We start from the raw sequence: 24,308 nt of genomic DNA on the forward strand, positions 1-24,308 counted from the left end.
GTCTCCGTTACGACGCCGTCGTCGCCATTGCTGGATCCGGCCGGGTCGTCCCGACCATCGCGGCCACCTTGGCCAAGTGATGAGAGGAAGCCCGGGTCTTGCGATCGAGCTTCAAATCGTAGGTGATCGTCGCGCCGTAAGCGGACGGGAACTGCGGATCGTGGCGCACCTTGTCGAAAACCAGCACGCGGGTGCCGAGCTTGAAGGCTTCGCCGATATCGTGGGTGACCATCACCACCGTCATGCCGTGCTCGGTCCAGAGCTCGGTGAGCAGATCGTGCATCTCGACGCGGATGCCGGGATCGAGCGCACCGAAAGGCTCGTCGAGAAGCAGGATCTGCGGCTTGCCGAGCAAGGCCTGCGCGATCGCCAGCCGCTGCTGCATGCCGCCGGAGAGCGATGCGGGATAAAGGTCGCGCGCATGAGCAAGGCCGACCCGCGCCAGCATGGCTTCGGCCTCTTGCCTGGCATTTCTGCGCCTGGCGCCGAAGACGCGGCCAAACGGCCCGCCCGAGCGAAAGTCTTCGACCAGCAGCAGGTTCTGGAGGGCGGTCAGATGCGGAAACACCGAATAGCGCTGAAAGACGATGCCACGCTGCGGCGTCGGCTCTGGAACGATTGGGCCATCGCCGACGATGACGACGCCACTGCTCTGCTGCTCCTGGCCAAGCAGGATGCGCAGGAACGTCGATTTTCCGCAGCCGCTGGCACCGACCAGCGACAGGAATTCGCCGGCTTCGGCGGTGACATTGACCCGCTCGAGCACGCGGGCATCGCCGTAGCTCTTTTCCAGTCCGTGAACGACGATGCGGCTCATCTGGCCTCCACCGGATGCGCCCAAGGAGAGATCGCGCGCGAAAGCCGCACCAGCAGCCAATCGGTGATGACGGCAAGCAGGGTGATCCAGGCGACATAGGGCAGGATAACGTCCATCGAGAGATAGCGGCGGACGAGGAAGATGCGGTAACCCAGCCCTTCGGTCGAGGCGATGGCTTCGGCGGCGATCAGGAACAGCCAGGCCGGCCCGAGCGCCAGCCGCACGCAAGTGATGAGGCGCGGCATGACTTGCGGCAGCACCAGCCGCAAGACCATGGTCCAGCTGTTGCCGCCAAGCGTCTGCGCCTTGGCCACCAACTCTGGTGGCAATTCCATCACCCGATTGGCGATGTCGCGCACCATCACCGGCGCGACGCCAAGGGCGATCAGTGTGATCTTGGCGGTTTCGCCGAGGCCGAGCGCGATGAACAGGATCGGCAGCAGCGCCAGCGGTGGGATGACGCAAACGACGGTGACGAACGGCAGCAGGAAGGCCCGCACCCGCGGGATGAAGCCGATGGCGATGCCGAGCGAAAGCGCGGCGAACGTGGCCACGCCGACGCCCGCGAACAGCCTGAGGAGACTGGCATAGGTGTCGACCCACAGGATAAGGTCGCCCGAGCGCTTGTCCGGAACCGTCGCAAGGTCAAGAAAGGCCGACCACATCTGTGGCGGCGAAGGCAGCAGCTTGTCACTGGGATTGACAGCCAGCCGCTGCGCCGAGGCGACGAGATAGGCGATCGCCACGAACAAGAACGGCAGGCCGCCGAGGGACAAGGCGCTGCCGCGCGAGACCTTCGCATTGATCATGCGAAGGCGCACCTTCGGCCTTGGCGGAGAAGGGCGCGTGGTGCCCTCCCCGCCCGTCTCGCAGGCTTCATCCCTGGCACTCATTTCCTTGGCCAGCATGTCGCGTCAGGGCGTTGCGGTTGCGGCCTCGGCCATGAAGGCTGGATCGAAACGCAGCTTGACGTTTTTGGCGTCGCCCAGCGTGGATCCGTCGGGAAAGCTCATGCCGACCACGTCGACACTCGTCGCATTGGTGCCGAGGATACCGTGGCTGAACAGGAAGTTGCGGACCAGATCCATCGTCTTCGGCAATTCGGTGCCGTTGGTGAACTCGACCGCCTTGGCCGGGTCGAAGAACATTGCCGTCGAGGCGAGCTGCGCGTCGAAACCGGCGAGATCCGTGCCGGACGCCTTGGCCATCTCCTCCTTGGCTGCCTTGCCTTCCGGCGTGTCGGAGGTCATCAGTTCCATCGCTTCGTACCACGCGCCGACCAGTGCCTTGCCCAATGCCGGATTGTCCTTCAGCGTCTCGGTGTTGACGACCATCATGTCGATGATCTCACCGGGAATCTGCGAGGAATCGAAAACCTTGTGCGCACCCGGCATGGCGACGATCTCGGAAACCAGCGGGTTCCAGGTAACAACCGAGGTGACGTCGCTGGTGCCATAGGCGGCGACCATGTCGGCGTCGGACGTGTTGACGATGGTGATGTCCTTCTCGGCGAGCTTGACCGTGTCCAGTGCCCGCGCCAGCAGGTAATGCGAGACGGAGAGCTCGACGAGATTGACCTTCTGGCCGGCAATGTCGGCGAGCGCGGCCTTGTCCTTGAGGATCACGGCATCGTTGCCGTTGGAGAAGTCGCCGATGATCACGGCGGTGGTGTCGACGCCGCCGCCTGCGGGGATCGACAGCGCGTCCATGTTGGTCATCGAACAGCCGTCAAAACCGCCGGCCGTATACTGGTTGATGCTTTCGACATAGTCGTTGATGCGGGTGATCTCGACATTGATGCCGTTTTTTTCGGCCCATTTCTTCATGATGCCGCTGTCGGAGAGATAGCCCCACGGCATCCAGCCGACATAGATCGACCAGCATATCTTGAAGTCTTTCTTGGGCGCCGCGTCGGCGGCGGATATCATGGGAAGGCTGAGTGATGCGGCTAGGATGATTGCGGCCAGCTTGCGAAGCATTGCGTACCCCTGTTCGCGATCCGGATTGCGTCCGGATTTTATGTTGGGGTTTACGGAGCGCGCATCCGGGAGAGGTTCGCGCCAGCAAACCCGTGCAGGGTTCTCCCGGGATTTTGGCCCGCCGTGTTCCGCCGGATGCCTCAGTGCACCCTTGGCGGTCGCATCTCTTGGACCAGCACCGCTTTGTCGCGGCCGGAACCCTAGACGCTCTGCACACCATCTACGAAGCAAGGAGCATGCCAAAGCCGAATTATGCCAGATATCCGGCAATTGTTGGCCAGCGCTGCTCCGAGCACCTGCACCAGTGACGCGAAAATCATCGCATCGCCGACGAATTGGGCATTTTTGCCTGATTGCTAGGAAGACATCCCGATCGAATCTGTCCCCGACCTTATCGGGTCAACCGCGGCAAAGACGGCGCTCGCCTCGCTGACGATCGAGACGTGATCCTTGGCTGCTTGTCCTGCGGCAGCGCCGTCCCCGCGCATGATTGCGGTAACGATGACGTCATGCTCCTGCCAGGATTTGGCCAGACGGCCCGGCAGCATGAATTGCGCGCGCCGAAACGGCGCCAGCCGGCTTCGTGTCATGACGGTCAGTTCATGGATGTGCTTGCTGTGCGCGCCGCGATAGAGCCGGGTGTGGAACTCCGTGTTGAAATACTCGTAGTCCTCCTCCGCACCCAGTTGCACAAGGCGCGCCGATGCCTGATGCTCGATTTCGAGCGCGCGACGTTCGCCGGCGGTCATGCGCTCGGCCGAGAACCGCGCGCAGATCGCTTCAAGCTCGGCCATGCTCTCGAACATCGAAGCGAGATGCTCCTGCGTCACCACGGCGACGGTGGCGCCACGGTTGGGCCGCCTTTCGACCAGGCCCATGGCGCTCAGCCGGCCAAGCGCCTCCCTGACGGGGGTGCGCGACACGTCAAAGCGGGCAGCGAGCGAGGCCTCGTCGAGCTTTTCGCCGGGGCGCAGGAAGCCAGTGACGATCCGGTCGCCGATTGCCCTCACCATCTGATCGACGGTCGTGCCCGACCTGATCAAGCTGCGCTTCCCCGACAATTCTCCTCCGTCCAGTCTTTTTCCCGGCCGTGCGGCAAGTGGCTCGCCGGAAGTTTCGACTCGGGCGCGTCCTCTATGCCTTCAATTTAATCTAGATGTCAAACTGGCTAACTGAAAGGCAAAAAGTGCATGCAATTGCCTTTCGCTTGAGCACGGCGGTTCGGCACAGCAACTGATTTTATTGGATTAATTCTAGCTTTTGAACTGGCACGACGATTGCATGCACTTTTACGAGAAGGGAATTAATCGACCCGAAAAGGGTCCAACAGGGAGCATTCACATGACCGAGAGATTCATGCTTAGCCGCCGCGAGCTGCTCAAGACCTCCGCCGCCGGAGCGGCACTCGGTCTGGCCTCGGCGTCATTCCCGATCAGCAGGGCGTTCGCCGCTGCCGTCACTGTCGGCTTCATCTATGTCGGACCGAAGGACGACTACGGCTACAACCAGGCGCATGCCGAGGGAGCCGCCACATTGAAGGCCATTGAGGGCATTTCCGTGGTCGAGGAGGAGAACGTCCCCGAGACGGTCGATGTCCAGAAGTCGATGGAATCGATGATCAACCTCGACGGCGCCTCGCTGATCTTCCCGACCTCGTTCGGCTATTTCGATCCGCACATGCTGGCCATGTGCGCGAAATTCCCCGACGTGCAGTTCCGCCATTGCGGCGGCATGTGGAACAAGGACAAGCATCCGATGAATGCCGGTTCCTATTTCGGCTATATCGGCATGGGCCAGTATCTCAACGGCGTTGCCGCCGGCCACGCCACCAAGACCAAGAAGCTTGGCTTCGTCGCGGCAAAGCCGATTCCGCAGGTCCTGCTCAACATCAATTCTTTCCTGCTCGGCGCACGCTCGGTCGACCCGGCCATCACCTGCCAGGTGATCTTCACCGGCGAGTGGTCGCTGGCGGTCAAGGAGGCGGAAGCCACCAATGCACTGGTCGATCAAGGTGCCGACGTCATCACCTGCCATGTCGATAGCCCGAAAGTGGTGGTCGAAACGGCGGCGGGACGCGGCGCCTTCATCTGCGGCTACCATGCCAACCAGAGCCCGCTGGCGCCCGAAAAATATCTGACCGGCGCGGAATGGAACTGGGCGAAGTTCTACAAGATGTTCGTCGACGACCTCGTTGCCGGCAAGCCGCTGCCCAATTTCACACGCGGCGGACTGGCCGACGGCTTCGTCAAGATGAGCCCGCTCGGCCCCGCAGTCAGCGAGGCGGCGCGCGCGCAGTTCGACGGCACACTCGCCGAAATGATGAAGGGTGGCTTTTCGGTGATCAAGGGTCCGTTGAAGAACAATAAGGGCGACGTCGTCGCAACCGAGGGACAGACCTTCGTCGAGGCCGCGATCGAGCTGGAAAGCATGGACTATCTCGTCGAGGGTGTCGTCGGCTCTACCGCTTGAGCATGGATCGGAGACGGGGCCATGTCAGACACCGTGAGCAGTGCGAGCGTGCCAGTGATGCTCGGCGCCCAGGGCTATCCGACGGCCCTCGAATGGATCGCCCGGCGGGCGGAAGCCTTCGTCATCCCGCTCGCGGCACTGATCGTCGGCATGGCCCTGTTCAGCCTGTTCATCGCGCTGGTCGGCAAGTCACCCGTGCAGCTCTATGAAACGATGTGGCGCGGCGGCTTCGGCTCGTGGTTCTCGATCCAGAACTCGCTGTCGCGAGCCGCACCCTTGCTGCTTGCGGCGCTCTGCGTGGCACTGCCGGCCCGGCTCGGCCTCGTCGTCATCGGCGGCGAAGGCGCGATCGTGCTGGGCGGTGTTGCCGCGGCTGCGATGGGCGTGGCCACCAGCGGCGCCCCCGCGTTTTTCGTTATTCTTGCCATGGGCGTGGCGGGCCTGGCCGCCGGCGGCATCTGGATCGGTGCCGTCGGCGCGCTACGCCACTACCGTGCCGTCAACGAAACCATATCGAGCCTTTTGATGGCCTATATCGCCATCGCCCTGATGAACCATCTGGTGGAAGGGCCGCTGCGCGATCCCGCCTCGCTCAACAAACCCTCGACCGAGTCGCTGGCGGAGGCCTACCGCATTGGCAACATTCCGGGCATGGACGTGCATTGGGGCCTGGTCGTCGGCGTCGTCGCCTGCGTTCTGTCCTGGCTGCTGATCGAAAAGACCCGCTGGGGCTTCGCCGCCCGCATCGCCGGTGGCAATGTCAGGGCAGCCCAGGTGCAGGGGCTTGCCGTCGGACCGCTGATCGTCGGTTTCACCGCGCTGGCCGGCGGCTTCGCCGGCCTTGCCGGCATGCTGGAAGTCGCCGCCGTGCAAGGCAGCGCCAACGCCTCGCTCGCCGCCGGCTATGGGTATACCGGTATCCTGGTTGCCTTCCTCGCCCGCCACAATCCGCTCGCCATCATTCCGGTTGCCTTGCTGCTTGGCGGCATCGACGCCTCTGGAGGTCTGATCCAGCGCCGCATGGATCTGCCCGACGCCACCGTGCTGGTGCTGCAAGGCATGCTCTTCGTCGTCATTCTGTTCAGCGAAACCTTCTACGGCCGCTTCAAAGCCTTCAATCCCGACCTCTGGCAGAGGCCCGATCTCTTGAAGGGGACTGCCTGATGGACGCAACCGAGATCGGCCTCTGGGGCGTTCCCCTTGCCATGCTCGGCGGCGCCATCCGCGTCTCGACGCCGTTTATCTTCGTGTCGCTGGGCGAAGCCATCACGGAACGTTCGGGGCGCATCAATCTAGGCCTCGAGGGCACGCTGGTGTTTGGCGCAATGACCGCCTATGCCGTTACGGCGATGACCGGCTTGCCATGGCTCGGTCTGCTGGCTGCCGCAGTCGCCGGTCTTTGTTTCGGCCTGTTCCACGGCTGGATCTGCAAATTCCGTGGGGTTAACGACATCGCCATCGGCATTGCGCTGATGCTGTTCGGCTCGGGTCTCGCCTTCTTCTTTGGCAAGCCGTTCATCCAGCCCTCGGCGCCCGACCTGCCGGCCATCCCCTTTGGCGGCTGGTCCGACGTTCCGCAGGTGCAGGCGGCGCTCAACGTCAACGTGCTGTTCCTGATCGGCGCAGCACTTTCGGTGTTTCTGTGGTGGGCTTTCCGCAACACCCGCGCCGGGTTAATCGTGCGCGTGGTCGGCGACAGCTCCGACGCCGCGCGCGCCATCGGCCTCAACCCGAACACCGTGCGCCTCATCGCCACCGGCATCGGCGGCGCGCTGGCCGGCATCGGCGGCGCCTATCTGTCGCTCTACTATCCCGGCAGCTGGACCGAAGGGATTTCGTCGGGCCAGGGGCTGATGGCAGTAGCGCTGGTCATCTTCGCGCGCTGGAACCCGCTCGGCTGCTTTGCCGCCGCGCTGCTGTTCGGCGGTGCCGGCGCGCTCGGGCCGGCGCTGCAATCGGTCGGCGTCACGCAAGGCTACTATCTGTTCTACGCCGCCCCTTACATTCTCACCCTCGTCATCATGATCGCCACCTCGTCGCCGAGCCGTTCGCTGGCCGGCGCGCCGGGCGAACTGTCGATCACCAAATGACGTTTCCAGACAGGAGTTTTGCTCAATGAACGCCAGAGCCGAGCTCACGCAGCGCTACATCGACGCCGATCCCTATCCATGGCCTTACAATGGCGAGCTTCGGCCCGACAACACGGCGCTGATCATCATCGACATGCAGACCGATTTCTGTGGGCCGGGCGGCTATGTCGACCATATGGGCTACGATCTCTCGCTGGTGCGGGCGCCGATCGAACCGATCAGGTCGGTGCTGTCGGCCATGCGGGCGAAGGGCTACACCATCATCCACACGCGCGAGGGCCACCGGCCCGATCTCGCCGACCTGCCGGCCAACAAGCGCTGGCGCTCGCGCCGCATCAATGCCGGCATCGGCGACCCCGGACCATGCGGGCGCTTCCTGGTGCGCGGCGAGCCGGGCTGGGACATCATCCCCGACCTCTATCCGGCCGAAGGCGAGCCGATCATCGACAAGCCGGGAAAGGGATCGTTCTGCGCCACCGACCTCGTATTGATCCTCAACCAGCGCGGCATCGAAAACATCGTGCTGACCGGCATCACCACCGACGTCTGCGTGCACACGACGATGCGCGAAGCCAACGACCGCGGCTTCGAATGCGTAATGCTGGAGGATTGCTGCGGGGCGACCGACTACGGCAACCATCTCGCCGCGATCAAGATGATCAAGATGCAAGGCGGGGTGTTCGGCGCGGTGTCCAATTCGGCGTCCTTTATCGCCCAGTTGCCATGAGGGTGTCGTGATGCGTGAAAGCGGCAAGAAGGCCGTCGGCGTTGAGACGATCGGCATGAGCATGCGCTTCGGTGCATTCACCGCGCTCGACGACGTCTCGATCAAGGTGCCGGCGGGATCGTTTCATGCGCTGCTTGGCGAAAACGGCGCGGGCAAGTCGACGCTGGTCAAATGCATCATGGGTTTTTATCACCCGACCTGCGGCGACATTCTGGTCGACGGGCGCGAGGTCGGGATTGCCAGTCCGAAGGATGCCTCGGCGCTGGGCCTGGGCATGGTCTACCAGCATTTTACCCTCGTCCCGTCGCTGACGGGTGCGGAGAACCTGGTCATTTCGCGCGAAAAAGTGCCTGGTGTCATCGACTGGCGCAAGGAGCGCGCGGCACTTGCCCAATTCATGGAACGGATGCCGTTCAAGCTGCCGCTCGCCGTCAAGGTGGCGGAACTTGCCGCCGGCGAAAAACAGAAGCTCGAGATCATCAAGCAGCTTTATCTCGGCCGCAGTTTTCTGGTGCTGGATGAGCCGACTTCGGTGCTCACCCCCGGCGAGGCGCAGGAAGTGCTGGGCCTCGTGCGCGGCATGACCAAGGCGGGCGGCCTCACCGTGCTTATGATCTCGCACAAATTCCACGAGGTGACGGCATTTGCCGACGACATCACGGTGCTGCGCAAAGGCAGGCTGACCGGAACCGGGACTGTATCGGAGCTGTCTCACAAGCAGATGGCGGCGATGATGATCGGCGACCAGCCGATCGCCGCGCTCGACTCGCGCGCTCCAGTGCCTGTCGGCGCCCGGCAAATCCTGACGGTGAACTCGCTGAAGGCGCCCGACAGCACGGGCCTGAAAACCATCAACATCGGCGAACTCGATGTGAAATCCGGCGAGATCGTCGGTGTAGCCGGCATCTCGGGCAACGGCCAGAAGGAGTTTTTGGAAGTCCTTGCCGGGCAGCGTAGGCGTGATGCCGGCTACGTTCTGGTGAAGGGATCGGCCTATGGCGCCAGCCGCGCCGAGGCCCGCACGCTCAATGTGCGCTTCATCCCGGAGGAACCGTTGCGCAATGCCTGCGCGCCGAGGATGACGGTTGCCGAAAACATGGCTTTTCGGACCTTCGACCTGAACGAGGCCGGCAAACAGATCAACTGGATTAGGATGAGCGCCATCAGGGACTATGCGACGCGCCTGGTCGAACAGTTCAAGGTCAAGACGGCCTCGCTCGCCTCGCCGATTTCATCGCTGTCCGGCGGCAATGTGCAGCGCGCTGTGCTCGCCCGCGAACTGACCGGCGAGGTCGATCTTCTCATCGTGTCGAATCCCTGCTTTGGCCTCGATTTCTCCGCCGTCGCCGAAATCCGCGCCCGTATCATGAAGGCGCGCAACGCCGGCGCGGCGGTGCTGCTGATGTCGGAAGACCTCGATGAATTGCTTGAGCTTTCAGACCGCATTTTCGTCATGTCCGATGGCGCGCTGGTCTATGAGACGCCGATCGCGCAGGCGAGCGTGCAGACGATCGGCGAATACATGGCCGGACATCACTGATGGCGGAGATCGATGCGCTGCCGTTTCCGTTTGCCTTCAAGCCTGAGGCGATGGCGCTGGTCGTCATCGACATGCAGCGCGATTTTGCCGAGCCGGGCGGCTTCGGCGCCGGCCTCGGCAATGACGTCAGCCGGGTGATGGCGATCGTGCCGACGGTGAAGAGGCTTATCGAGGGATTTCGGGAGGCCGGCCTGCCGGTGATCCACACAATGGAATGCCACAGACCAGACCTTTCGGACCTGCCGCCGGCCAAGCGCAATCGCGGCAATCCGTCGATCAGGATTGGCGATGATGGCCCAATGGGTCGTGTGCTGATCGTCGGCGAGCCGGGAACGGCAATCCTCGACGAGCTTGCTCCGTTGCCTGGCGAAATCGTCATCGAAAAACCCGGCAAGGGCGCCTTCTACGCCACCAGCTTCGGCGAGGACCTGAAGCGGCTCGGCGCGCAGCAACTCGTCTTTGCCGGAGTCACGACAGAAGTCTGCGTGCAGACGACGATGCGCGAGGCCAACGACCGCGGCTATGAGTGCCTGCTGGCCGAGGATGCGACGGAGAGCTACTTTCCGGAGTTCAAGGCGGCCGCGCTGGCCATGATCAGGGCGCAGGGCGCGATCGTCGGCTGGACGGCGACGACAAACCAGGTGCTCAAGGGAATTGCCGATGCCTAACATTGCATATCCGGCTCTCATCGATGGGAGCTGGCGTGATCTGGCATTCGAGCATTTTCGCGACGGCATCACGGCGCATTGGCTGCTCAAGGGCGGACCGGTGGAACCGTCCGTCGCGATCCTGAACTATCGGCCCGGCGCAGGCGTGCCACGCCACCGCCATGTCGGGCTGGAAACCATCGTCGTGCTGGATGGCACACAGAGCGACGAGAACGGCGACTATCCTGTCGGAAGCGTGATCCTGAACCCGGTCGGGACCGAGCATTCGGTGTGGACGAAAGACGGTTGCGTCGTGCTGATCCAGTGGAACCTGCCGGTGGTCATTCTGGGCGAGGCGAAATGAACGACATCCGATTCGATATCGGCAGCCTGCACGCGGCTTATGCCTCCGGCATGTCGGTTAGAGCCGTGATTGAAACCGTGTTTCAGCGCATTTCGGAAGCGGACGATCCCGGCATCTTCATCCATCTGGCGAGCAAGGCGGAGCTGCTCGCTGAAGCCGAGGCACTCGGCGGATTCGATCCGGTGGCAAAGCCGCTCTGGGGCGTGCCGTTCGCGGTCAAAGACAACATCGATGTTGCCGGCATGCCGACCACGGCCGGCTGCGCCGAATATGCGTATTTGCCGGCGAAAGACGCCACCGTCGTCGCGCGTCTGAGGGCGGCCGGCGCGCTGGTCGTCGGAAAAACCAATCTCGACCAATTCGCCACCGGCCTCGTCGGCGTGCGCACGCCTTATCCGGTCCCGAGAAACGCGATCGATCCGAAACTGGTGCCAGGCGGCTCCTCGTCCGGCTCGGCGGTGGCGACGGCGCGCGGTATCGTTTCCTTCGCGCTCGGCACCGATACCGCCGGCTCCGGCCGCATACCCGCCGGCCTCAACAACATTGTCGGACTGAAGCCGACCGTCGGCGCGCTGTCGGCTGCCGGCGTCGTGCCGGCCTGCCGCACGCTCGACTGCGTCTCCGTCTTTGCGCTCACCGTCGATGACGCCTACAGCGTCTTCAGGGCCGCGGCAGCAAAGGATGACGAAGATCCCTATTCGCGCTCCATCGCGGCGCCGTCACTCGGTCCGCGTCCACCCGTGCTATCTGTCGGCATTCCGGCAAAAGCGGACCGGGAATTTTTTGGCGATGCGGCCATGCAGGCGGGATTCGAAACGGCGCTGCGGACGCTGGAACAGCTCGGCTGCCGGTTGGTCGAAATCCCCTTCGGCAATTTCTACGCCACCGCCAACCTTCTCTACGAAGGCGCCTGGGTGGCCGAGCGCTATGCGGCGATCGCAGATTTCATGGAAGCGAACGAAGCGGTCATGCATCCGGTGACGCGCACAATCATCGGCGGGGCGCGTAAGCTTTCAGCAGCGGACGCCTTCAAGGGCCTGTATGCGCTGCAGGCCTACAAGGCCAGGCTCGCGCCGGTCATCGCCTCAGTCGACCTCTTCTGCGTGCCGACGGCGCCGACGCATTACACGGTCGACGTCGTCTTGGCCGATCCGATCGTGACCAACAGCCGGCTCGGCACCTACACCAACTTCGTCAATCTGCTCGACATGTGCGGCGTCGCCGTACCGACGGGCAAGCGAGACGACGGTCTGCCGATGAGCGTTACCTTGCTTGCCGCCGCCGGCAAGGACGCCCTGACGGCGTCGCTGGCCAGCGAGCTGCAGGCAGCCAGCGGTCTCGACCTTGGCGCGACTGATTGGGCGATGCCTGCCAGCGTCGCCAAGGCCCCTGACCTCGATGACGGCATGATCGAGCTCGTGGTCGTCGGCGCGCATCTGTCGGGAATGCCGCTCAACGGCCAGCTCTGCGCGCTTGGCGCGCGATTGAGCAGAGCCGCCAGGACGGTTGCTTCCTATCAGCTCTACGCACTCGCCGGCCAATCCGTGCCGAAGCCTGGGCTCGTGCGTGTTGCCGATGGCAACGGCAAGTCGATGGAGGTCGAGGTTTGGCGGCTTTCAGCGGCTGCCTTCGGGCGCTTCGTCGCCGCGATCCCGCCGCCGCTCGGCATCGGCACGATCGAGCTCGATGACGGGACATCGGCCAAGGGCTTTCTGGTCGAGACCGCCGGGTTGTCACGAGCTATCGACATTTCGGCCTATGGCGGTTGGCGCAGCTTCATCGCAAAAGCCGGCGGAGAGCGACTGGAAAGCGTCCCGGCCGATTGAACGACCGGCCGTTCGCGCCGGCAACGTCAGCGCGACCTCAAATCATAGCAGCGATGCTCGGCGAGGCTGTCACGCCGAATGCCGTAAGCGATCCGTAAGCGCGCGTGTTCGAAAGTTGCACCGTGAGTGGCAGGCGTCACCAAGCGCTTGCGACTGCCGGAGAGCTCGCGATGCGAACAGGTAGTGCAGTGGCCCCAACAGATTTCGTCGGGACTCATCAGACGCGGCGATGCTCCGTGCTGTCGGGTTTTTCTTCACGCCGGACGCTGTCGAAGGCAGCGGCGATATTTCTCAGCCTGCTGCCGGCTTCGGGGTCGGTGGAGATCAGACCGTTCTGCGACTGCAGCCTCCCACTCGCGCACCGACCACCTTTAAACCTTTAACAAGGCGGGCAGGTCGTGCGCCTCTCGTCGCGACGCAATGTGGCAGGGCAGCTGCATATGAGCGCTTACGGCAAAGCCGGCTAACAGCTAGACTGCGGCACACGGATCGATTGTTCAAACAGCTCGTGCTGCACGCACCCAATCGAGTCGTGCGGCGGGAACAAGCCCGTAATTGTAAAAATTGATACCGTCGACGTCCGGCGCCAACGCCGGTTTCACCTTGGCGGCGAGGATTTCAGGACCCGCCATTTCCGGATAAAAGAGTCGGTAACCGACGCCGAGGAATTTCTCTGCTCCGAGCGCGGTGCGGCCGGCCGCCGTCAGGCCTGCGACGTCGCCGGCCTGCATGTCGTAGGCACACAGGATCGCCCCGTCGCAGCCCTTGCCGAGCGCTGCCAGATCGCAGCCGCCGAGCCAGCCGTCTTTCAGGTCGATGATGAGGACACGTGTCCCCGGATCGGCAACCTCGCGTAGCTCGGCGACAAGACTTGTCACCGGCTCGAACCGCCACAACAGATAGGCGTGGAGTTGCGGCCAGGGCAGAAAGGTGTCGAGGCCACTTGCGGGAAATTCTGGAAAACGCCGTTCAGGCACCGCGCGCTCACACGCCTCGGCAATCCACTGCTTGACGAGCTCACGCGCCGCCTCGGCCTCGATGCCGGCAACGGCGGCGCGGGCGAGGCAGGACGGGCAGAAGCACAGCGACAGGAGAAAGTCGTCTTCCGGCGTCAGCCCGACACCGTCCTTCTCGTGATGGTATTCATGGGCAAAGCCCATGAAGGACGGGCTTTCAAGTTCGATTCTGTCCGGCTTGTAAGTATGAGTGATATCCGCGGCTAGCGCACGGACATAGGCGCGTGCATCCGGATGTGATGGACAGAGATTGTAATAATTGGGGTCGCCAAAGGCGTTGCGGGTCACGGCCTGCGGATAAAGCATGCCGAGGCGGGTGTTGTGCAGGCAGACCGTCCAGCACGACACCTGGAGGCCGCCTGCCTCGCGCCGTTGGACAAGCTCGGCCAGAACGTCGCCACCTTCCGTGATCACGTCCGCCACCTTGGGCTGGATCACGAGATCGGCCCATCGCGCGGTGGTTGGTTTAAAGTAGATCGTGCCGTCCTCCGGGAAATAGGCTTTGCGGCGCGGGCTGCGCGGCTGCAGGAACCGGCCGGCATGATAGGACGTCGCCAAGCTGATCATGTTGAGTCCGGCACGCTCAACCAGATCGCGTTCGATCATCTCCAAGCCCAAATCCTGGACATCCCAGGGATAGGTCCACATCGAAAGCTGCATGAAATAACCTCAATCCTCTGGAGTGACGCGGCAGACAAACGCCGATTGGGCTCCCGTCAGCCTTCCACCGGTTCGGCGACTTGCATGAGGCAGTCTCCCGCCTCGCAGATCGTGTGCAGCCGGCGCGAAAGTACGATACCGCTTTCGGCGAAATACAGGGCTTCCTCGGCAAGATCGAGCCGTTCGAGGTCATGATACCAGCCGGCCAATTGTCCGTCGCTCACGCCGTCGCCGAGCCTGACGGCGGGTTCGAACCAGCCGCGGCGGGTGGCATAGAGGCCCTGACTGTGCCGGGAAAGCGAGAGCAGTCGCGTCGGCGTCGAAGGCTTTGACTCAGGCGCAAGGACCGGCGCTTCGACCACGCCGAGGGTAATCATCAGACTGTCGATCGCGCGAGCGGTAATCGCCATCGTGTCGACTGTGGCGGTGCCGCCGCCGCCGAACTCGCCGCTGACGCCGATGGCACCGGCCCGGCGGGCTGCGCCCATGGAGGTCGGCGAGGCCCGGCCATTGTCGGCCACGAACCCATACGGCATGCCGAGCGCCCGCATCAGCTCAACCCCGCGCCTGTGGCGGTCGGGATCGGTATGGCGCTCGACAAGCGCCGTTGGCAGATGCTCCATCGAGGTGCCGCCCGAATGAATATCGAAGACGACGTCGTGGCGGGGGAACAGTTCCGCCTCGAGGAAATTGGCAAGCCGGCTCGTCGGCTTGCCCGACGGATCGCCCGGAAAGGCGCGGTTGAGATTGCCGCCATCGAGCGGCGAACAGCGTTTGGCGGCCATGACCGCCGGTGCGTTCGCCATCGGCAGAATGGTAACGCGGCCCTTGATCTGCTTGGGATCGAGCCGGCGGATCAGCTTTGCCAGCGACAGCTCGCCCTCATATTCGTCACCGTGATTGCCGGCCATCAGAAGCAGCGACGGGCCTTCACCGTTGCGTATGAGGCAGATCGGGACCTTGACCTGGAAATAGGGCGAACGGTCTATCGAGAAGGGAATGCTGAGATGGCCTGATGTCTTGCCGTCCCGGTCGAAGTCGAGCGTATGGATGAGGCCGGTGTGCATGGCGGAAACTCAGACGGCGGCGATCGCTGTGACCTCGATGCGGAGGTCGGGATCGGCGAGACGCGCCTCGACGCAGGCCCGCGCCGGCAGGCGTTGAGGATCCACCCAGGCATCGTAGATGCTGTTCATGGCGTCGAAGTCGCCGATCTGCGGCAGGAAGATGTTGACCGCCACAAGCTTCGACTTGCTGCTGCCGGCCTCGACCAAAAGCGCCTCGATCTTTGAGAGCACATCGCTGGTCTGGCCTTCGATGCCGGCCTTGCGATTGTCGGCCACCTGGCCTGCGATGTGGACGAGGCCACCATAGACGACCGCCTGCGACATGCGGGCACCGGACTGGAAATACTTGATCATATTGGATCCTTTCAAGGTTCTCTAGGGCCGCCGCAAGATCCGGTCAGCCGAAATAGGTGGGAAAGGCGTGGCGGACATGCCCGGCCGCGTCGACGCCGAAGATCACGCGATAGCGATCGAGGCAGGTGCAGGGATGGGAGATGCCGAATTCAACGACGTCGCCAACGGCAATGTCGTCGCTGGGTGCAATCGACAGGAAGGCGTGCTGGTCGTTGAGCTTGAAGACCTCGGCGCGCGGTACCGGCAGCGGCTTGCCGGCCCGGAAGACCGCGAGCACCATTGGAAAGCCCTGATCGAACGACACGTCGCGCATGCCCATGCCGCATATGGCAAGGCCGGGCTCCGGCCGCGACAGCACTTCGGCCCATAGGCGCAAAGCCGGACGAAACGAGTTTCGTGCGGAAACGCTGACGCCGCCGACCGCGAAGCCCTTGCGGGCATCGAGTGCGCTAAGCGAGCGATCATAGCTGCCATGGTCGTGGAAGAAGATTGCGCCGCTGCGCAACACCAGCGTCGCATTGCCGTCCCTGGAAACGGCGGGCGAAAGCGCGGCGACCACTTTGTCGAAGAACACCGAGCCGCCGGCCGTGACAACCAGCGGCGCAGTGCCGCCGACGCGGGCGCGGAGCCGCAGGAACATGTCGGCAGTCATTGCTAGCAGGGCGGATATCACCTGGTCGGTGCGGCCGGGGTCGGGTTGCGCCGCGGCACCTTCGTAGGTTGCGACGCCGGCGATCAGCAGCCGCCCGCCGGCAGCTGTTACTGCATCGGCGATTGCCTCGGCTTGCGTCGTGGTGCGGGCGCCTGCCCTCCCCGCACCGAGTTCTACGAGCACGCGCAACGGCGGCAGCGTCGCATTGGCCCGCCAGGCGCCGGCAAGTGCATTCACGGCGGCGACAGAGTCGGCGAAGACGAAGAGCTCGGCGCTTGGCCGGGCACCGGCAAGGGCAGCGAGCCGGTTCGCGCCACCAGATCCACCGACCTCGTTGGCAATGATCAGCCGTGTGAGGCCGGCCCTGAGCATCACCGCGGCTTGTCTGATATCCGCGACGGTCGTGCCCCATGCTCCGGCCTCTACCAACGATCGAGCAAGGTCCGGCGCCATCGGGGTCTTGGCATGCGGCGCGATCATGGCGCCCTGTTCGCGCGCGTAGCGCAGAAACAGGTCGCGATTGGCGATGAAGGCCTCCTCGTCGAGGGTCAGCACCGGCAACGACATGCGCCCATCAGCCGGATGCCAGCGCTCAGATGCGACAAGGCTGCTGGCCAGCCCGAAGGTGCCGGGCGGCACGCCGCGAATGCGGTCGTCGAGCAGGAAATTTTCACGGGTCGCGAGCGGCACTACGGGTGAGTTTTCAGTCATCCGATGCTAGTCCTTTCGCCTTCGCAGGGTGAAGCCCGGACCGATTTCCGACGCCGGCCACAGCATGAGAGAGATGCGTGCCAAAATCTTACTCCGGACCGATCATCGATGCCCACCATCATCTCTGGGATTTCGGCCTTGGCCGGCATCCATGGCTCGCCACAACGGCTGGCGAACGCGGCGGCCTGGGCGAGCTTGGCCGCTTGCGGCGAAACTATCTTCCTGAGGATTATTTGCGCGACGCCAGCCGGCATAATGTCGTCGCCACCGTTCATGTCGAAGCCGGTTGGGCCGGGGATGACTGCGTCGGCGAAACGCGGTGGCTTGAAACGCTCGACAAGTCGCGCGGTGTGGCCGCCCGCTACGTCGTTCACGTCCCGCTTGCGAACCGCCAAGCGCCGGCGCTGGTCGAGGCGCAGGCGGCATTCAACCGTGTCGTCGGCGTGCGCGACATACTGAGCTGGGATCCCGACCCTGCCCGCCGTTTCGCTGCCCGTGGCGGCATCATGGACGATCCGGCCTGGCGCGCCGGCCTGTCTCTGCTCGGCCGCTACCGGCTGACTTTCGATCTGATGGTGTTTCCGCGCCAGCTCGCCGGCGCCGCGCGGCTCGCAGCGGCCTATCCGAACCAGCTCTTTGTCCTCAACCACTGCGGCAGCCCGATCGACCGTGACGCCGACGGAATGCGGGCGTGGCGCGAAGCGCTTCGGCTTTTGTCGGAGCGCGACAACGTCGCCATCAAGATATCGGATCTGGTCGCCTACGATCATGACTGGACGCTCGACAGTCTGAAGCCGGTTGTCATGCATTGCATCGACTGTTTCGGCACGCGGCGCGCGATGTTCGGCAGTGACTTCCCGGTGGCCGGTCTGCATGCGTCGTTTGATGCGGTATATGACAGCTTCAAGGCCATTGCCGGGGAGCTTTCCGCAGACGAGCAGACGGCGCTGTTCTTCGGCAATGCAAGGCGCATCTACCGGCTGGACGGTATGTCATCGGCGGGTCTGCTCCCTGCCTGAGAGAAGCAGCAGCCCCAGGATCAGCGAACCGAACAGAATGCTGCGCCAGCCGGGCGATGCGTTGACGACGGTGATCAGAGCCGTGATTGTGACCAGCAGGATGGCGCCGGGGATGGTGCCGGCATAGGTGCCGAGCCCGCCAAGGATCGAGGTGCCGCCGAGAACCACGGCGGCAATCGAGGCGAGGAGATAGGGATCGCCGATCCCGACATAGCCCTGTCCGTTCATGCCGAGCACCAGCACGCCCGCAAGCCCTGAAGTGAAGCCGCTGATGCCGTAGACCGCCAGGGTGGTCGAGGCGACGGGAACGCCGGAGAGTGCCGCGGCGAGTGGGTTGGCGCCCATGGCGAAGAGCCGTGCTCCAAAGGATGTGGCATGCATTGCGGTCAGAACGATCACGGAGACGGCCACCCACAAGAGCACGCCTGCGGGAATACCGGCCGGCCGCGCATTGCCGAGCCATCGCACCAGCGGGTTTTCGGCGGTCACGGCGCTGCCGCCGGCGATGATGATCAGCAGGCCCTGCAGGAATGTCGCCATTGCCAGGGTCATGATCATCGGATGAACGCGCAACAGCGCCACGCCCAGCCCGTTCACCAAACCGATTGTCGTCGTCAATGCAAGGACGGCAAGGACGGCGGTGAGCCCGGTCGGATCCGCCTGCCACGACAGCAGCGGCAGGCTGACGGCGCTCACTGTGACGATCGCCGCGACGGAAAGGTCGATGCCGCCGGCGATGACTACAAAGGTCTGGCCCGCCGCAACCAGGCCGATGACCGCGGCCAGTTCGACCAGATAGCGCAAATGGCCATAGGCGCCGAAGCCACGCGAAACGAAACTGGCCACGATCCACACCCCTGCTACGATGGCGACCGTGAGGAAGGGCCGGCTGCGCAGGATTGTCAGGGCGCGTCTGCCGCCAACAGTCTCTTTCCATGCTGTCATTGCTGCACCTTGCGCAATTGCGGGATGGCGACCGCGCCGATGATGATGAGGCCCTGGGCAACATACTGGGCGACCGGCGTGAAGCCGAGGAAGAACATGACACTGATCATCAGGCTGAGCAGCAGGCTGCCGGCAAGAGCGCCGCGCATCGTGCCTTGCCCGCCGAGGAAACCGATGCCGCCGAGCACGGCGGCGGCGATGGAATTCAGCGTGAAGGCCGTGCCGATGACCGGATCGCCCGAACCCGTTTGCGCGGCGACGAACAGACCGGCGCCTGTGCAAAGCAGACCGCTGATCGCGTAGGCGGCGATCCGGGCGCCGTCGACCGGCACGCCGGAGCGGTAGGCGCCGACCGGATTCTCGCCGGCGGCATAGAGGCTCAAACCAAGCGGCGTGGCGAGATAGAGCTTCCACAGAAGGACTGTCAGCACCAGCAGCACGAAGGCCGCGGGCGTGTTGCCGGCGAGCAGGTCCGACAGCCACTCCGGAATGGCGCCGCCGGGTCTCGGCAGGATGAGTAGCGCAGCACCGCCGATGATGAAGGAACCGGCGAGCGTCACCACGATAGCCGGCAACCGAAGTTTTACGACGATGAACCCGGTCGCGGCACCGATGCCGAGACCGGTCAGCGCCACCGCAGCGGCACCGCCGGCTACGCCCAGCGGCCCAGTCATTATCGTCGCGGCGATCACCGCGCCGAGGCTGACCATTGCGCCGATGGCCAGGCTGATGCCGCCGGTAAGCATGAGGATCGCCTGGGCCATGGCGACCAGCGCCAGCGGAAACCAGCTCTGGGTGAATTTGGCGAAGCCGGAACCGGTCAAGAGGCCGGGAAAGAGGACGCCATAGGCGACGAGGAACGCCATGACCACGGCGAACAGGCCCCGCACGCCGACATTGCGGCGCAGCTGAACCGGCCAGTAGAGAGCGCCGGCTTGCCTTGAAGAGCCCACAGTACTCATGCCGCCACCTTGCGCTGTTCGGCGCCCATCGCGGCGGAAACGATCGCTTCCTCGCTCAGGGCGCCGCGCTCGAGCATGGCCACGATGTGGCCCTCCCGGACCACCGCGACGCGGTCGCAAAGGTGCACCAGTTCGGGTGTGTCGGAACTGAGCAGCACGACCGCCTTGCTGGCGGCGGCGAAGTTGCGAAGCATCATATAGATTTCGCGCTTGGTCTCGACATCGACGCCGCGTGTCGGGTCATTGAGGAGAAGCACAAGCGGGTCGTGCGGCATCCATTTCGCCAGCGCGACCTTCTGCTGGTTGCCGCCCGACAGGGCCTGTGCCGGCCGGCCTAGGTCGCCCTTGATGCCAAGCTGGACGGCGAGACCTCTTGCCGTCTCACGCTCGGCACGGCGGCTGCGCAGCTTCAGCGCCGGCAGTCTTGCGAAAGCGGGCAGCATCATGTTGGTGATGATGGAATGGATCAGGTGCAGGCCTTCGCGCTTGCGGTCGGCCGGGACATAGGCGAGGCCAAGCGCGTTGGCCTTCGGCACACCGGCGGGCAGACCCGAAGCACCGTTGACGGTCGCGGATGCCGTCCTGGCCGGAATGGCACCGTAGAGGCCGAGCAGCAAATCTTCCTGCCCTTGCCCGACCAGGCCTCCGATGCCAAGCACCTCACCCGTCCTGACGTCGAGATCGACGCCGCGCATCAGGCCGGCCGAAAAATTGCGAACCGAGATGGCGTTGGCAGCCGATGCCGAAGCCTGCCAATGCGGAAAGAGGTCGCCGGGGTCGCGGCCGACCATCAGCCGTACCAGTCCGCTGGCGTCGGTTCCTTCCAGCGTGCGGTCCGCCGTGCAGGTGCCGTCCTTCAGGACGGTGACGTGCTGGCATAGCGCCATGACTTCGTTCAGCCGGTGCGAAATGTAGAGAATAGCGATGCCCTCGCCGCGCAGCCTCTCCAGCAACTCCGTCAGGACTTTCGTTTCGGTTGCCGAAAGCGACGAAGTGGGTTCGTCGAGAATGAGCACGCGCGGCCGGCGGTAAAGCGCCTTGGCTATCTCCACCATCTGCCGGCGGCCAAGCGACAAATGTCCGACCGGCATCGAGAGCGGTTCGTGAAGCCCGACAAGATCGCATGCTGCCCTGGCCCGCACGGCGAGTTCGGGATAGTCGAGCAAACCGAACCGGCGCGGATAGGCGCCAAGGCCGATGTTTTCGGCGATGGAGAGGCTGGCCGTAAGGCTGAGTTCCTGCTGGACAACCGCGATCCCCGCCTGTTGCGCATAGGCGGGAGTCATGCGCGACACCGGGCGCCCGTCGACCTCGATCGCCCCGCCGTCCGGGCGCAAGGCACCGGACAAGAGGTTGATCAGCGTCGACTTTCCGGCGCCGTTCTCGCCGAGCAGCGCATGCACGCGGCCCGGCTGGAGAGCGATGGAAACGTCGCGCAGGACGGGGTTGCCGAAGAAGGACTTCGAGACCCCCCGCGCGGCAAGAAGCGGAGCAGTGGCCACCAATTTCTGCGACCTTTCAGGCTTATTGTTCAGCCAGCAGCTTCTTGAACAGCTCCTCGTCGTAGGGCGAATAGATGTAGCCGTCGGCCGGAAAATCGGCCGCCCGGGCGAGGTACTGATCGATGTTGGAATTGTCGATCACCGGCAGCGGGATCTTGACGAAAGCCGGCACATCCTTGCCCTCCAGCGCCTGGACGGCGGTGTAGGCGGCGAAGGCGCCGAGCCAGTTCGGCTGCATGGTCGCCCAGCTCTTGAGGTCCTTTTCCTTCCAGAGTTCGAGGAACTGGCGGGCATTCTCGCCGGTGATCGGCACCTGTTCGCGGCCCTGCTTGTCGAGGGCGAGTACCGCACCCGCCGACAAGGCGCCGCCGAGCGACAGAATTCCGTCGATCTCGGAATTGGCGAACAGCAGGCTGGTGACGGCTTCCTGTGCAGGCGCGACATTGTAGGGGGTGTTGGTCTCGGCAAGGACCGTCACGTCAGGATGGGCCTTAAGCGCCGCGTCAGCGCCTTTGCGCCGATCGTCGCTGACCGAAACGCCGGCCGGGCCGTTGAGGATCAGAATCTTGCCCTTGCCGCCGATCGCGTCGATCAGGAACTTGGCCGCCTGATCGCCCCACTGGGCGGAATCGGTGTTGACCTTGGCGGTCACCTGGTCGGTGTCGACGAGGCTATCGAAGTTGATGATGGCGATGCCCTTGGCGCAAGCGTCCGCCAGCACACGCGCCGGCGCGGTCGACGAGCCGGCAATCAGGATGATGGCGTCGACGTCGGAATCGATCATCGACTGGATCTGCTGGATCTGAACGTTGGCGTCGCCCTGGGCGTCGGTCACGACAAGCTTGTCGACCAGTCCTTGCTTCTTCAATGCCTCGACTTCGGCTTCGATCGTGCCCTGTGTCTGCTTCATCCAGGTCGGCACTGAATAAATGTTGGCCCAGCCGATCGTGTACGGCGCCTTGCGGTCGCCCTTGATGCATTTGGCGGCCGCATTGGCCTGCGAGCCGGCGCCGAGGCTCAGGAGGAGACCGAAGCAAAGGGCGCTGGCGGATGCGAAAAACGATGATTTCGTCATGATTGTTCCCTTCTGAGGTTAGGCCGGGCGTGCGGGGTCCGGACGAAAAATCTCGCCGGTTGCCGCATCCGGAAACCGCCTGTTTTTTCGTCAGAATTTTCTGCGCCTGGCTCGTTATTGTCTGATATTTCAGACAGCATGTCTGTATATCGGACAAATGGGATGCTAGACTGAGCCTTGACATCTTTCAAGCGTCTTGAGACGAGGGCCGAATTGATTTCTACGCGGATGCGGCCGAGATGAGCGATGGAGCTACTGGTCTGATCGAAACGGAAGCCGGCGCCGAGCCGCGTAATGGCGAACGACGCCGCGGCATCGACCGCGTCATCATGCTGCTGGAAGCGCTTTTACGACACCGCGCGCCGATGCGCGTCGGCGACATCGCCAAGATGATCGGCGCACCGCGTTCGACCACCTACGAAATCGTCAACAGCCTGCTCGAAGCCGAAATGCTCGAAAACGTCGGGACGGAAGGCTACGTCTATTTCGGGCGGGCTATGCATCTGTTCGGCTGGGCCTACTCGCATCACAACGCCCACTACCGGCGCATCATCGAGACGCTGGACAAGATGGCCGCTGAGACAGGCGAGACCGTGCAGCTGTGCGGCCTGCGCGGGAACAAATACATCGTTCTCGATTGTCGTGACTCTTCCGGCCCTTTCCGGATATCAAGCGATGTCGGGGTCGAGGTGCCGATCCCGTGGACGGCGTCCGGGCGGCTCTTGCTTGGCCATATGAGTGAGGAAGAGGTGAAGGACTTCATCCCGCCTGGCGACTACAAGCTGCCCGACGGCCGCGTCATTGCGCCAGCCGAATTCTTCAGCGATGTCGCCCTGGCCCGCCAGCAAGGTTTCAGCGAGACCGCTGCTCTGGCCGACCGCTTCACGTGGTGCATGGCCGCGCCTATCCGCGATGGCCACGGCGCCATCACCAAGACCCTTTGCTTCGTATTGCCAGTCGACACAGCGGAAACGCGGCGCAGCGAGTTGCTTGCCCTGCTGTGCGAACGCGCCCGTGGATTGTCGTTGGCGGGAAGCTAATTTTTTGAAGAATCGGCCCTGACGCATTCGCGAAGAGAGCGCGGAAAAATATGGCCGGGCTCGAATCGGCCCGGCCAAAATGAAGGTTACAACCTTCAGAGGGGAACGCCGTTCAGCGGAATGGGAGGAAACCGTCGAACGGTCTTACCTGTTTGAGCTTGTTTGGGCGTGTTGGCGACGAACAAAATTCCAAAAGCCGGCGGGATGACGAAAATTCCTGGTCTATTTGCTCTGACGTTTCAGACAGGTGACGCCCTCGTCTCAAGGAGATCGGCATAATACCGGCGCGCCACGTCGGGGTGCGAGCGCAGGCGACTTTTCAGCACGTTGGTTCCGGCGTCGCGAAACAGCGGGTTGTCCGGATCGCTCGCCGGTCCGCGCGCCTCGGCAGCCAGTTCTTCAGGCAGTGTGAGCAGCGGGATCGTCGCATCGAGCCGGGCGCTGAAGAAGAAAGGAACGGATATTCGCTCGACACCGGCCGGCGGTGTGACGACACGATGGACGGTCGCCCTGAGATAACCGTTCGATGCCAGTTCGAGGAGCTCGCCGATGTTGACCACCAGCGTTCCGGGAATGGGATCCACATTCACCCAGCTTTCGTCATATTCGACCTGCAGCCCCTTGTTGTCGTCCTGGAGCAGGAGCGTCAGGAAGCCGCCGTCCTTGTGCGCGCCGACGCCCTGGTCGCCACCGGTTGCGTCGCGTCCGGGATAGCGCACGATCTTCATGCGATGGTTGGGCTCACCGCAATAGATCGGATCGAAAGCGTCCTCGGCCTGGTCGAGCGACAGCGCGAAAGCCTTCAGCAGGCGGATCGCCACCGCCGTCGCCTTGGTCTGCCATGCC

At 63.7% G+C, this 24,308-nt stretch carries 23 protein-coding genes; 10 read left to right on the plus strand and 13 right to left on the minus strand.

The genetic code is table 11. The annotated features are described in order from the left end of the window. Positions 1 to 7 precede the first annotated feature (7 nt). The 4 genes from EOA78_RS14690 to EOA78_RS14705 form a co-directional block, all read right to left on the minus strand. Positions 8 to 817 (minus strand): ABC transporter ATP-binding protein, encoded by an 810-nt coding sequence (locus tag EOA78_RS14690; RefSeq protein WP_127315756.1) that lies wholly within the window; start codon positions 815 to 817, stop codon positions 8 to 10. After that, a complete protein-coding gene (locus EOA78_RS14695; RefSeq protein WP_127315757.1) occupies positions 814 to 1,626 on the minus strand; it encodes an ABC transporter permease in 813 nt (270 codons plus the stop codon). The genes EOA78_RS14690 and EOA78_RS14695 overlap by 4 nt, the downstream gene beginning before the upstream one ends. 105 nt (positions 1,627 to 1,731) lie before the next feature. Then, positions 1,732 to 2,796, minus strand: coding sequence for a putative urea ABC transporter substrate-binding protein (locus tag EOA78_RS14700; protein ID WP_127315758.1), 1,065 nt, complete (start codon positions 2,794 to 2,796; stop codon positions 1,732 to 1,734). Between the two features lie 356 nt (positions 2,797 to 3,152). After that, positions 3,153 to 3,839, minus strand: coding sequence for a GntR family transcriptional regulator (locus EOA78_RS14705; RefSeq protein WP_127315759.1), 687 nt, complete (start codon positions 3,837 to 3,839; stop codon positions 3,153 to 3,155). Between the two features lie 298 nt (positions 3,840 to 4,137). Here EOA78_RS14705 and EOA78_RS14710 point away from each other — a divergent pair, with 298 nt between their 5' ends. The 8 genes from EOA78_RS14710 to atzF are packed head-to-tail and all read left to right on the plus strand — an operon-like array spanning position 4,138 to position 12,459. Then, positions 4,138 to 5,265: a BMP family ABC transporter substrate-binding protein gene (locus EOA78_RS14710; RefSeq protein ID WP_127315760.1), complete on the plus strand. Its 1,128-nt coding sequence runs from the start codon at positions 4,138 to 4,140 to the stop codon at positions 5,263 to 5,265. A 57-nt stretch (positions 5,266 to 5,322) separates the two neighbouring features. Next, entirely contained in the window at positions 5,323 to 6,429 is a 1,107-nt protein-coding gene (locus tag EOA78_RS14715; protein WP_245477504.1) for an ABC transporter permease, read from the plus strand. After that, positions 6,429 to 7,355, plus strand: a complete 927-nt coding sequence (locus EOA78_RS14720) for an ABC transporter permease (RefSeq protein WP_127315762.1) — start codon at positions 6,429 to 6,431, stop codon at positions 7,353 to 7,355. Before EOA78_RS14715 ends, EOA78_RS14720 begins: the two co-directional genes overlap by 1 nt. Before the next feature lie 25 nt (positions 7,356 to 7,380). Next, positions 7,381 to 8,082, plus strand: a complete 702-nt coding sequence (locus EOA78_RS14725; protein ID WP_127315763.1) for an isochorismatase family cysteine hydrolase — start codon at positions 7,381 to 7,383, stop codon at positions 8,080 to 8,082. A 10-nt stretch (positions 8,083 to 8,092) separates the two neighbouring features. Continuing rightward, a complete protein-coding gene (locus EOA78_RS14730; protein ID WP_127315778.1) occupies positions 8,093 to 9,622 on the plus strand; it encodes an ABC transporter ATP-binding protein in 1,530 nt (509 codons plus the stop codon). Then, the gene (locus EOA78_RS14735; RefSeq protein WP_127315764.1) at positions 9,622 to 10,290 is read left to right on the plus strand and encodes an isochorismatase family cysteine hydrolase; all 669 of its coding nucleotides are present in this window, start codon (positions 9,622 to 9,624) and stop codon (positions 10,288 to 10,290) included. Before EOA78_RS14730 ends, EOA78_RS14735 begins: the two co-directional genes overlap by 1 nt. Beyond that, positions 10,283 to 10,633, plus strand: a complete 351-nt coding sequence (locus EOA78_RS14740; RefSeq protein ID WP_127315765.1) for a cupin domain-containing protein — start codon at positions 10,283 to 10,285, stop codon at positions 10,631 to 10,633. The genes EOA78_RS14735 and EOA78_RS14740 overlap by 8 nt, the downstream gene beginning before the upstream one ends. Next, positions 10,630 to 12,459, plus strand: a complete 1,830-nt coding sequence (atzF, locus tag EOA78_RS14745; RefSeq protein ID WP_127315766.1) for an allophanate hydrolase — start codon at positions 10,630 to 10,632, stop codon at positions 12,457 to 12,459. Before EOA78_RS14740 ends, atzF begins: the two co-directional genes overlap by 4 nt. Positions 12,460 to 12,956: 497 nt before the next feature. Here the strand turns inward: atzF and EOA78_RS14750 are convergent, their stop codons facing one another. The 4 genes from EOA78_RS14750 to EOA78_RS14765 are packed head-to-tail and all read right to left on the minus strand — an operon-like array spanning position 12,957 to position 16,919. Beyond that, entirely contained in the window at positions 12,957 to 14,135 is a 1,179-nt protein-coding gene (locus EOA78_RS14750; RefSeq protein WP_127315767.1) for a hypothetical protein, read from the minus strand. Positions 14,136 to 14,191: 56 nt separating this feature from the next. Then, entirely contained in the window at positions 14,192 to 15,202 is a 1,011-nt protein-coding gene (locus EOA78_RS14755) for a succinylglutamate desuccinylase/aspartoacylase family protein (protein WP_127315768.1), read from the minus strand. Between the two features lie 9 nt (positions 15,203 to 15,211). Continuing rightward, complete coding sequence (locus EOA78_RS14760; protein WP_127315769.1) at positions 15,212 to 15,556, minus strand: RidA family protein; 345 nt, start codon at positions 15,554 to 15,556, stop codon at positions 15,212 to 15,214. Positions 15,557 to 15,599: 43 nt separating this feature from the next. Further along, positions 15,600 to 16,919 carry an alanine racemase gene (locus EOA78_RS14765; protein ID WP_127315770.1) on the minus strand — a complete coding sequence of 440 codons (1,320 nt, stop codon included), beginning with the start codon at positions 16,917 to 16,919 and terminating at the stop codon, positions 15,600 to 15,602. Between the two features lie 77 nt (positions 16,920 to 16,996). On the opposite strand from EOA78_RS14765, the gene EOA78_RS14770 reads away from it, so the two are divergent. Then, positions 16,997 to 17,938 (plus strand): amidohydrolase family protein, encoded by a 942-nt coding sequence (locus EOA78_RS14770; RefSeq protein WP_127315771.1) that lies wholly within the window; start codon positions 16,997 to 16,999, stop codon positions 17,936 to 17,938. Here EOA78_RS14770 and EOA78_RS14775 read toward each other — a convergent pair. From EOA78_RS14775 to EOA78_RS14790, 4 genes are read right to left on the minus strand one after another with little or no spacing between them, the layout of a single operon-like run. Further along, entirely contained in the window at positions 17,912 to 18,883 is a 972-nt protein-coding gene (locus EOA78_RS14775; RefSeq protein ID WP_206533445.1) for an ABC transporter permease, read from the minus strand. The two genes, EOA78_RS14770 and EOA78_RS14775, sit on opposite strands and share 27 nt — an antisense overlap. Continuing rightward, positions 18,880 to 19,845 carry an ABC transporter permease gene (locus EOA78_RS14780; RefSeq protein ID WP_127315772.1) on the minus strand — a complete coding sequence of 322 codons (966 nt, stop codon included), beginning with the start codon at positions 19,843 to 19,845 and terminating at the stop codon, positions 18,880 to 18,882. The genes EOA78_RS14775 and EOA78_RS14780 overlap by 4 nt, the downstream gene beginning before the upstream one ends. Beyond that, a complete protein-coding gene (locus EOA78_RS14785) occupies positions 19,842 to 21,350 on the minus strand; it encodes a sugar ABC transporter ATP-binding protein (protein ID WP_127315773.1) in 1,509 nt (502 codons plus the stop codon). The genes EOA78_RS14780 and EOA78_RS14785 overlap by 4 nt, the downstream gene beginning before the upstream one ends. Before the next feature lie 19 nt (positions 21,351 to 21,369). After that, positions 21,370 to 22,422 (minus strand): substrate-binding domain-containing protein, encoded by a 1,053-nt coding sequence (locus EOA78_RS14790; RefSeq protein ID WP_127315774.1) that lies wholly within the window; start codon positions 22,420 to 22,422, stop codon positions 21,370 to 21,372. A 239-nt stretch (positions 22,423 to 22,661) separates the two neighbouring features. On the opposite strand from EOA78_RS14790, the gene EOA78_RS14795 reads away from it, so the two are divergent. Then, the gene (locus EOA78_RS14795; protein WP_127315775.1) at positions 22,662 to 23,462 is read left to right on the plus strand and encodes an IclR family transcriptional regulator; all 801 of its coding nucleotides are present in this window, start codon (positions 22,662 to 22,664) and stop codon (positions 23,460 to 23,462) included. Between the two features lie 239 nt (positions 23,463 to 23,701). Here the strand turns inward: EOA78_RS14795 and EOA78_RS14800 are convergent. Then, positions 23,702 to 24,308: 2OG-Fe(II) oxygenase family protein (locus tag EOA78_RS14800; protein ID WP_164783760.1), on the minus strand; the 607-nt coding region annotated here is incomplete at its 5' end.

Origin of the sequence: Mesorhizobium sp. M5C.F.Cr.IN.023.01.1.1 (genome assembly GCF_003997585.1) — a bacterium.
Lineage (GTDB): Bacteria > Pseudomonadota > Alphaproteobacteria > Rhizobiales > Rhizobiaceae > Mesorhizobium > Mesorhizobium wenxiniae.

Bases quoted from the DNA above. Each gene is read 5' to 3' on its own strand.
- EOA78_RS14690 (WP_127315756.1), bottom strand. From the start codon at position 817: ATGAGCCGCATCGTCGTTCACGGACTGGAAAAGAGCTACGGCGATGCC.
- EOA78_RS14695 (WP_127315757.1), bottom strand. From the start codon at position 1,626: ATGATCAATGCGAAGGTCTCGCGCGGCAGCGCCTTGTCCCTCGGCGGC.
- EOA78_RS14700 (WP_127315758.1), bottom strand. From the start codon at position 2,796: ATGCTTCGCAAGCTGGCCGCAATCATCCTAGCCGCATCACTCAGCCTT.
- EOA78_RS14710 (WP_127315760.1), top strand. From the start codon at position 4,138: ATGACCGAGAGATTCATGCTTAGCCGCCGCGAGCTGCTCAAGACCTCC.
- EOA78_RS14715 (WP_245477504.1), top strand. From the start codon at position 5,323: ATGCTCGGCGCCCAGGGCTATCCGACGGCCCTCGAATGGATCGCCCGG.
- EOA78_RS14720 (WP_127315762.1), top strand. From the start codon at position 6,429: ATGGACGCAACCGAGATCGGCCTCTGGGGCGTTCCCCTTGCCATGCTC.
- EOA78_RS14725 (WP_127315763.1), top strand. From the start codon at position 7,381: ATGAACGCCAGAGCCGAGCTCACGCAGCGCTACATCGACGCCGATCCC.
- EOA78_RS14730 (WP_127315778.1), top strand. From the start codon at position 8,093: ATGCGTGAAAGCGGCAAGAAGGCCGTCGGCGTTGAGACGATCGGCATG.
- EOA78_RS14735 (WP_127315764.1), top strand. From the start codon at position 9,622: ATGGCGGAGATCGATGCGCTGCCGTTTCCGTTTGCCTTCAAGCCTGAG.
- EOA78_RS14740 (WP_127315765.1), top strand. From the start codon at position 10,283: ATGCCTAACATTGCATATCCGGCTCTCATCGATGGGAGCTGGCGTGAT.
- atzF (WP_127315766.1), top strand. From the start codon at position 10,630: ATGAACGACATCCGATTCGATATCGGCAGCCTGCACGCGGCTTATGCC.
- EOA78_RS14750 (WP_127315767.1), bottom strand. From the start codon at position 14,135: ATGCAGCTTTCGATGTGGACCTATCCCTGGGATGTCCAGGATTTGGGC.
- EOA78_RS14755 (WP_127315768.1), bottom strand. From the start codon at position 15,202: ATGCACACCGGCCTCATCCATACGCTCGACTTCGACCGGGACGGCAAG.
- EOA78_RS14760 (WP_127315769.1), bottom strand. From the start codon at position 15,556: ATGATCAAGTATTTCCAGTCCGGTGCCCGCATGTCGCAGGCGGTCGTC.
- EOA78_RS14765 (WP_127315770.1), bottom strand. From the start codon at position 16,919: ATGACTGAAAACTCACCCGTAGTGCCGCTCGCGACCCGTGAAAATTTC.
- EOA78_RS14775 (WP_206533445.1), bottom strand. From the start codon at position 18,883: ATGACAGCATGGAAAGAGACTGTTGGCGGCAGACGCGCCCTGACAATC.
- EOA78_RS14780 (WP_127315772.1), bottom strand. From the start codon at position 19,845: ATGAGTACTGTGGGCTCTTCAAGGCAAGCCGGCGCTCTCTACTGGCCG.
- EOA78_RS14790 (WP_127315774.1), bottom strand. From the start codon at position 22,422: ATGACGAAATCATCGTTTTTCGCATCCGCCAGCGCCCTTTGCTTCGGT.
- EOA78_RS14795 (WP_127315775.1), top strand. From the start codon at position 22,662: ATGAGCGATGGAGCTACTGGTCTGATCGAAACGGAAGCCGGCGCCGAG.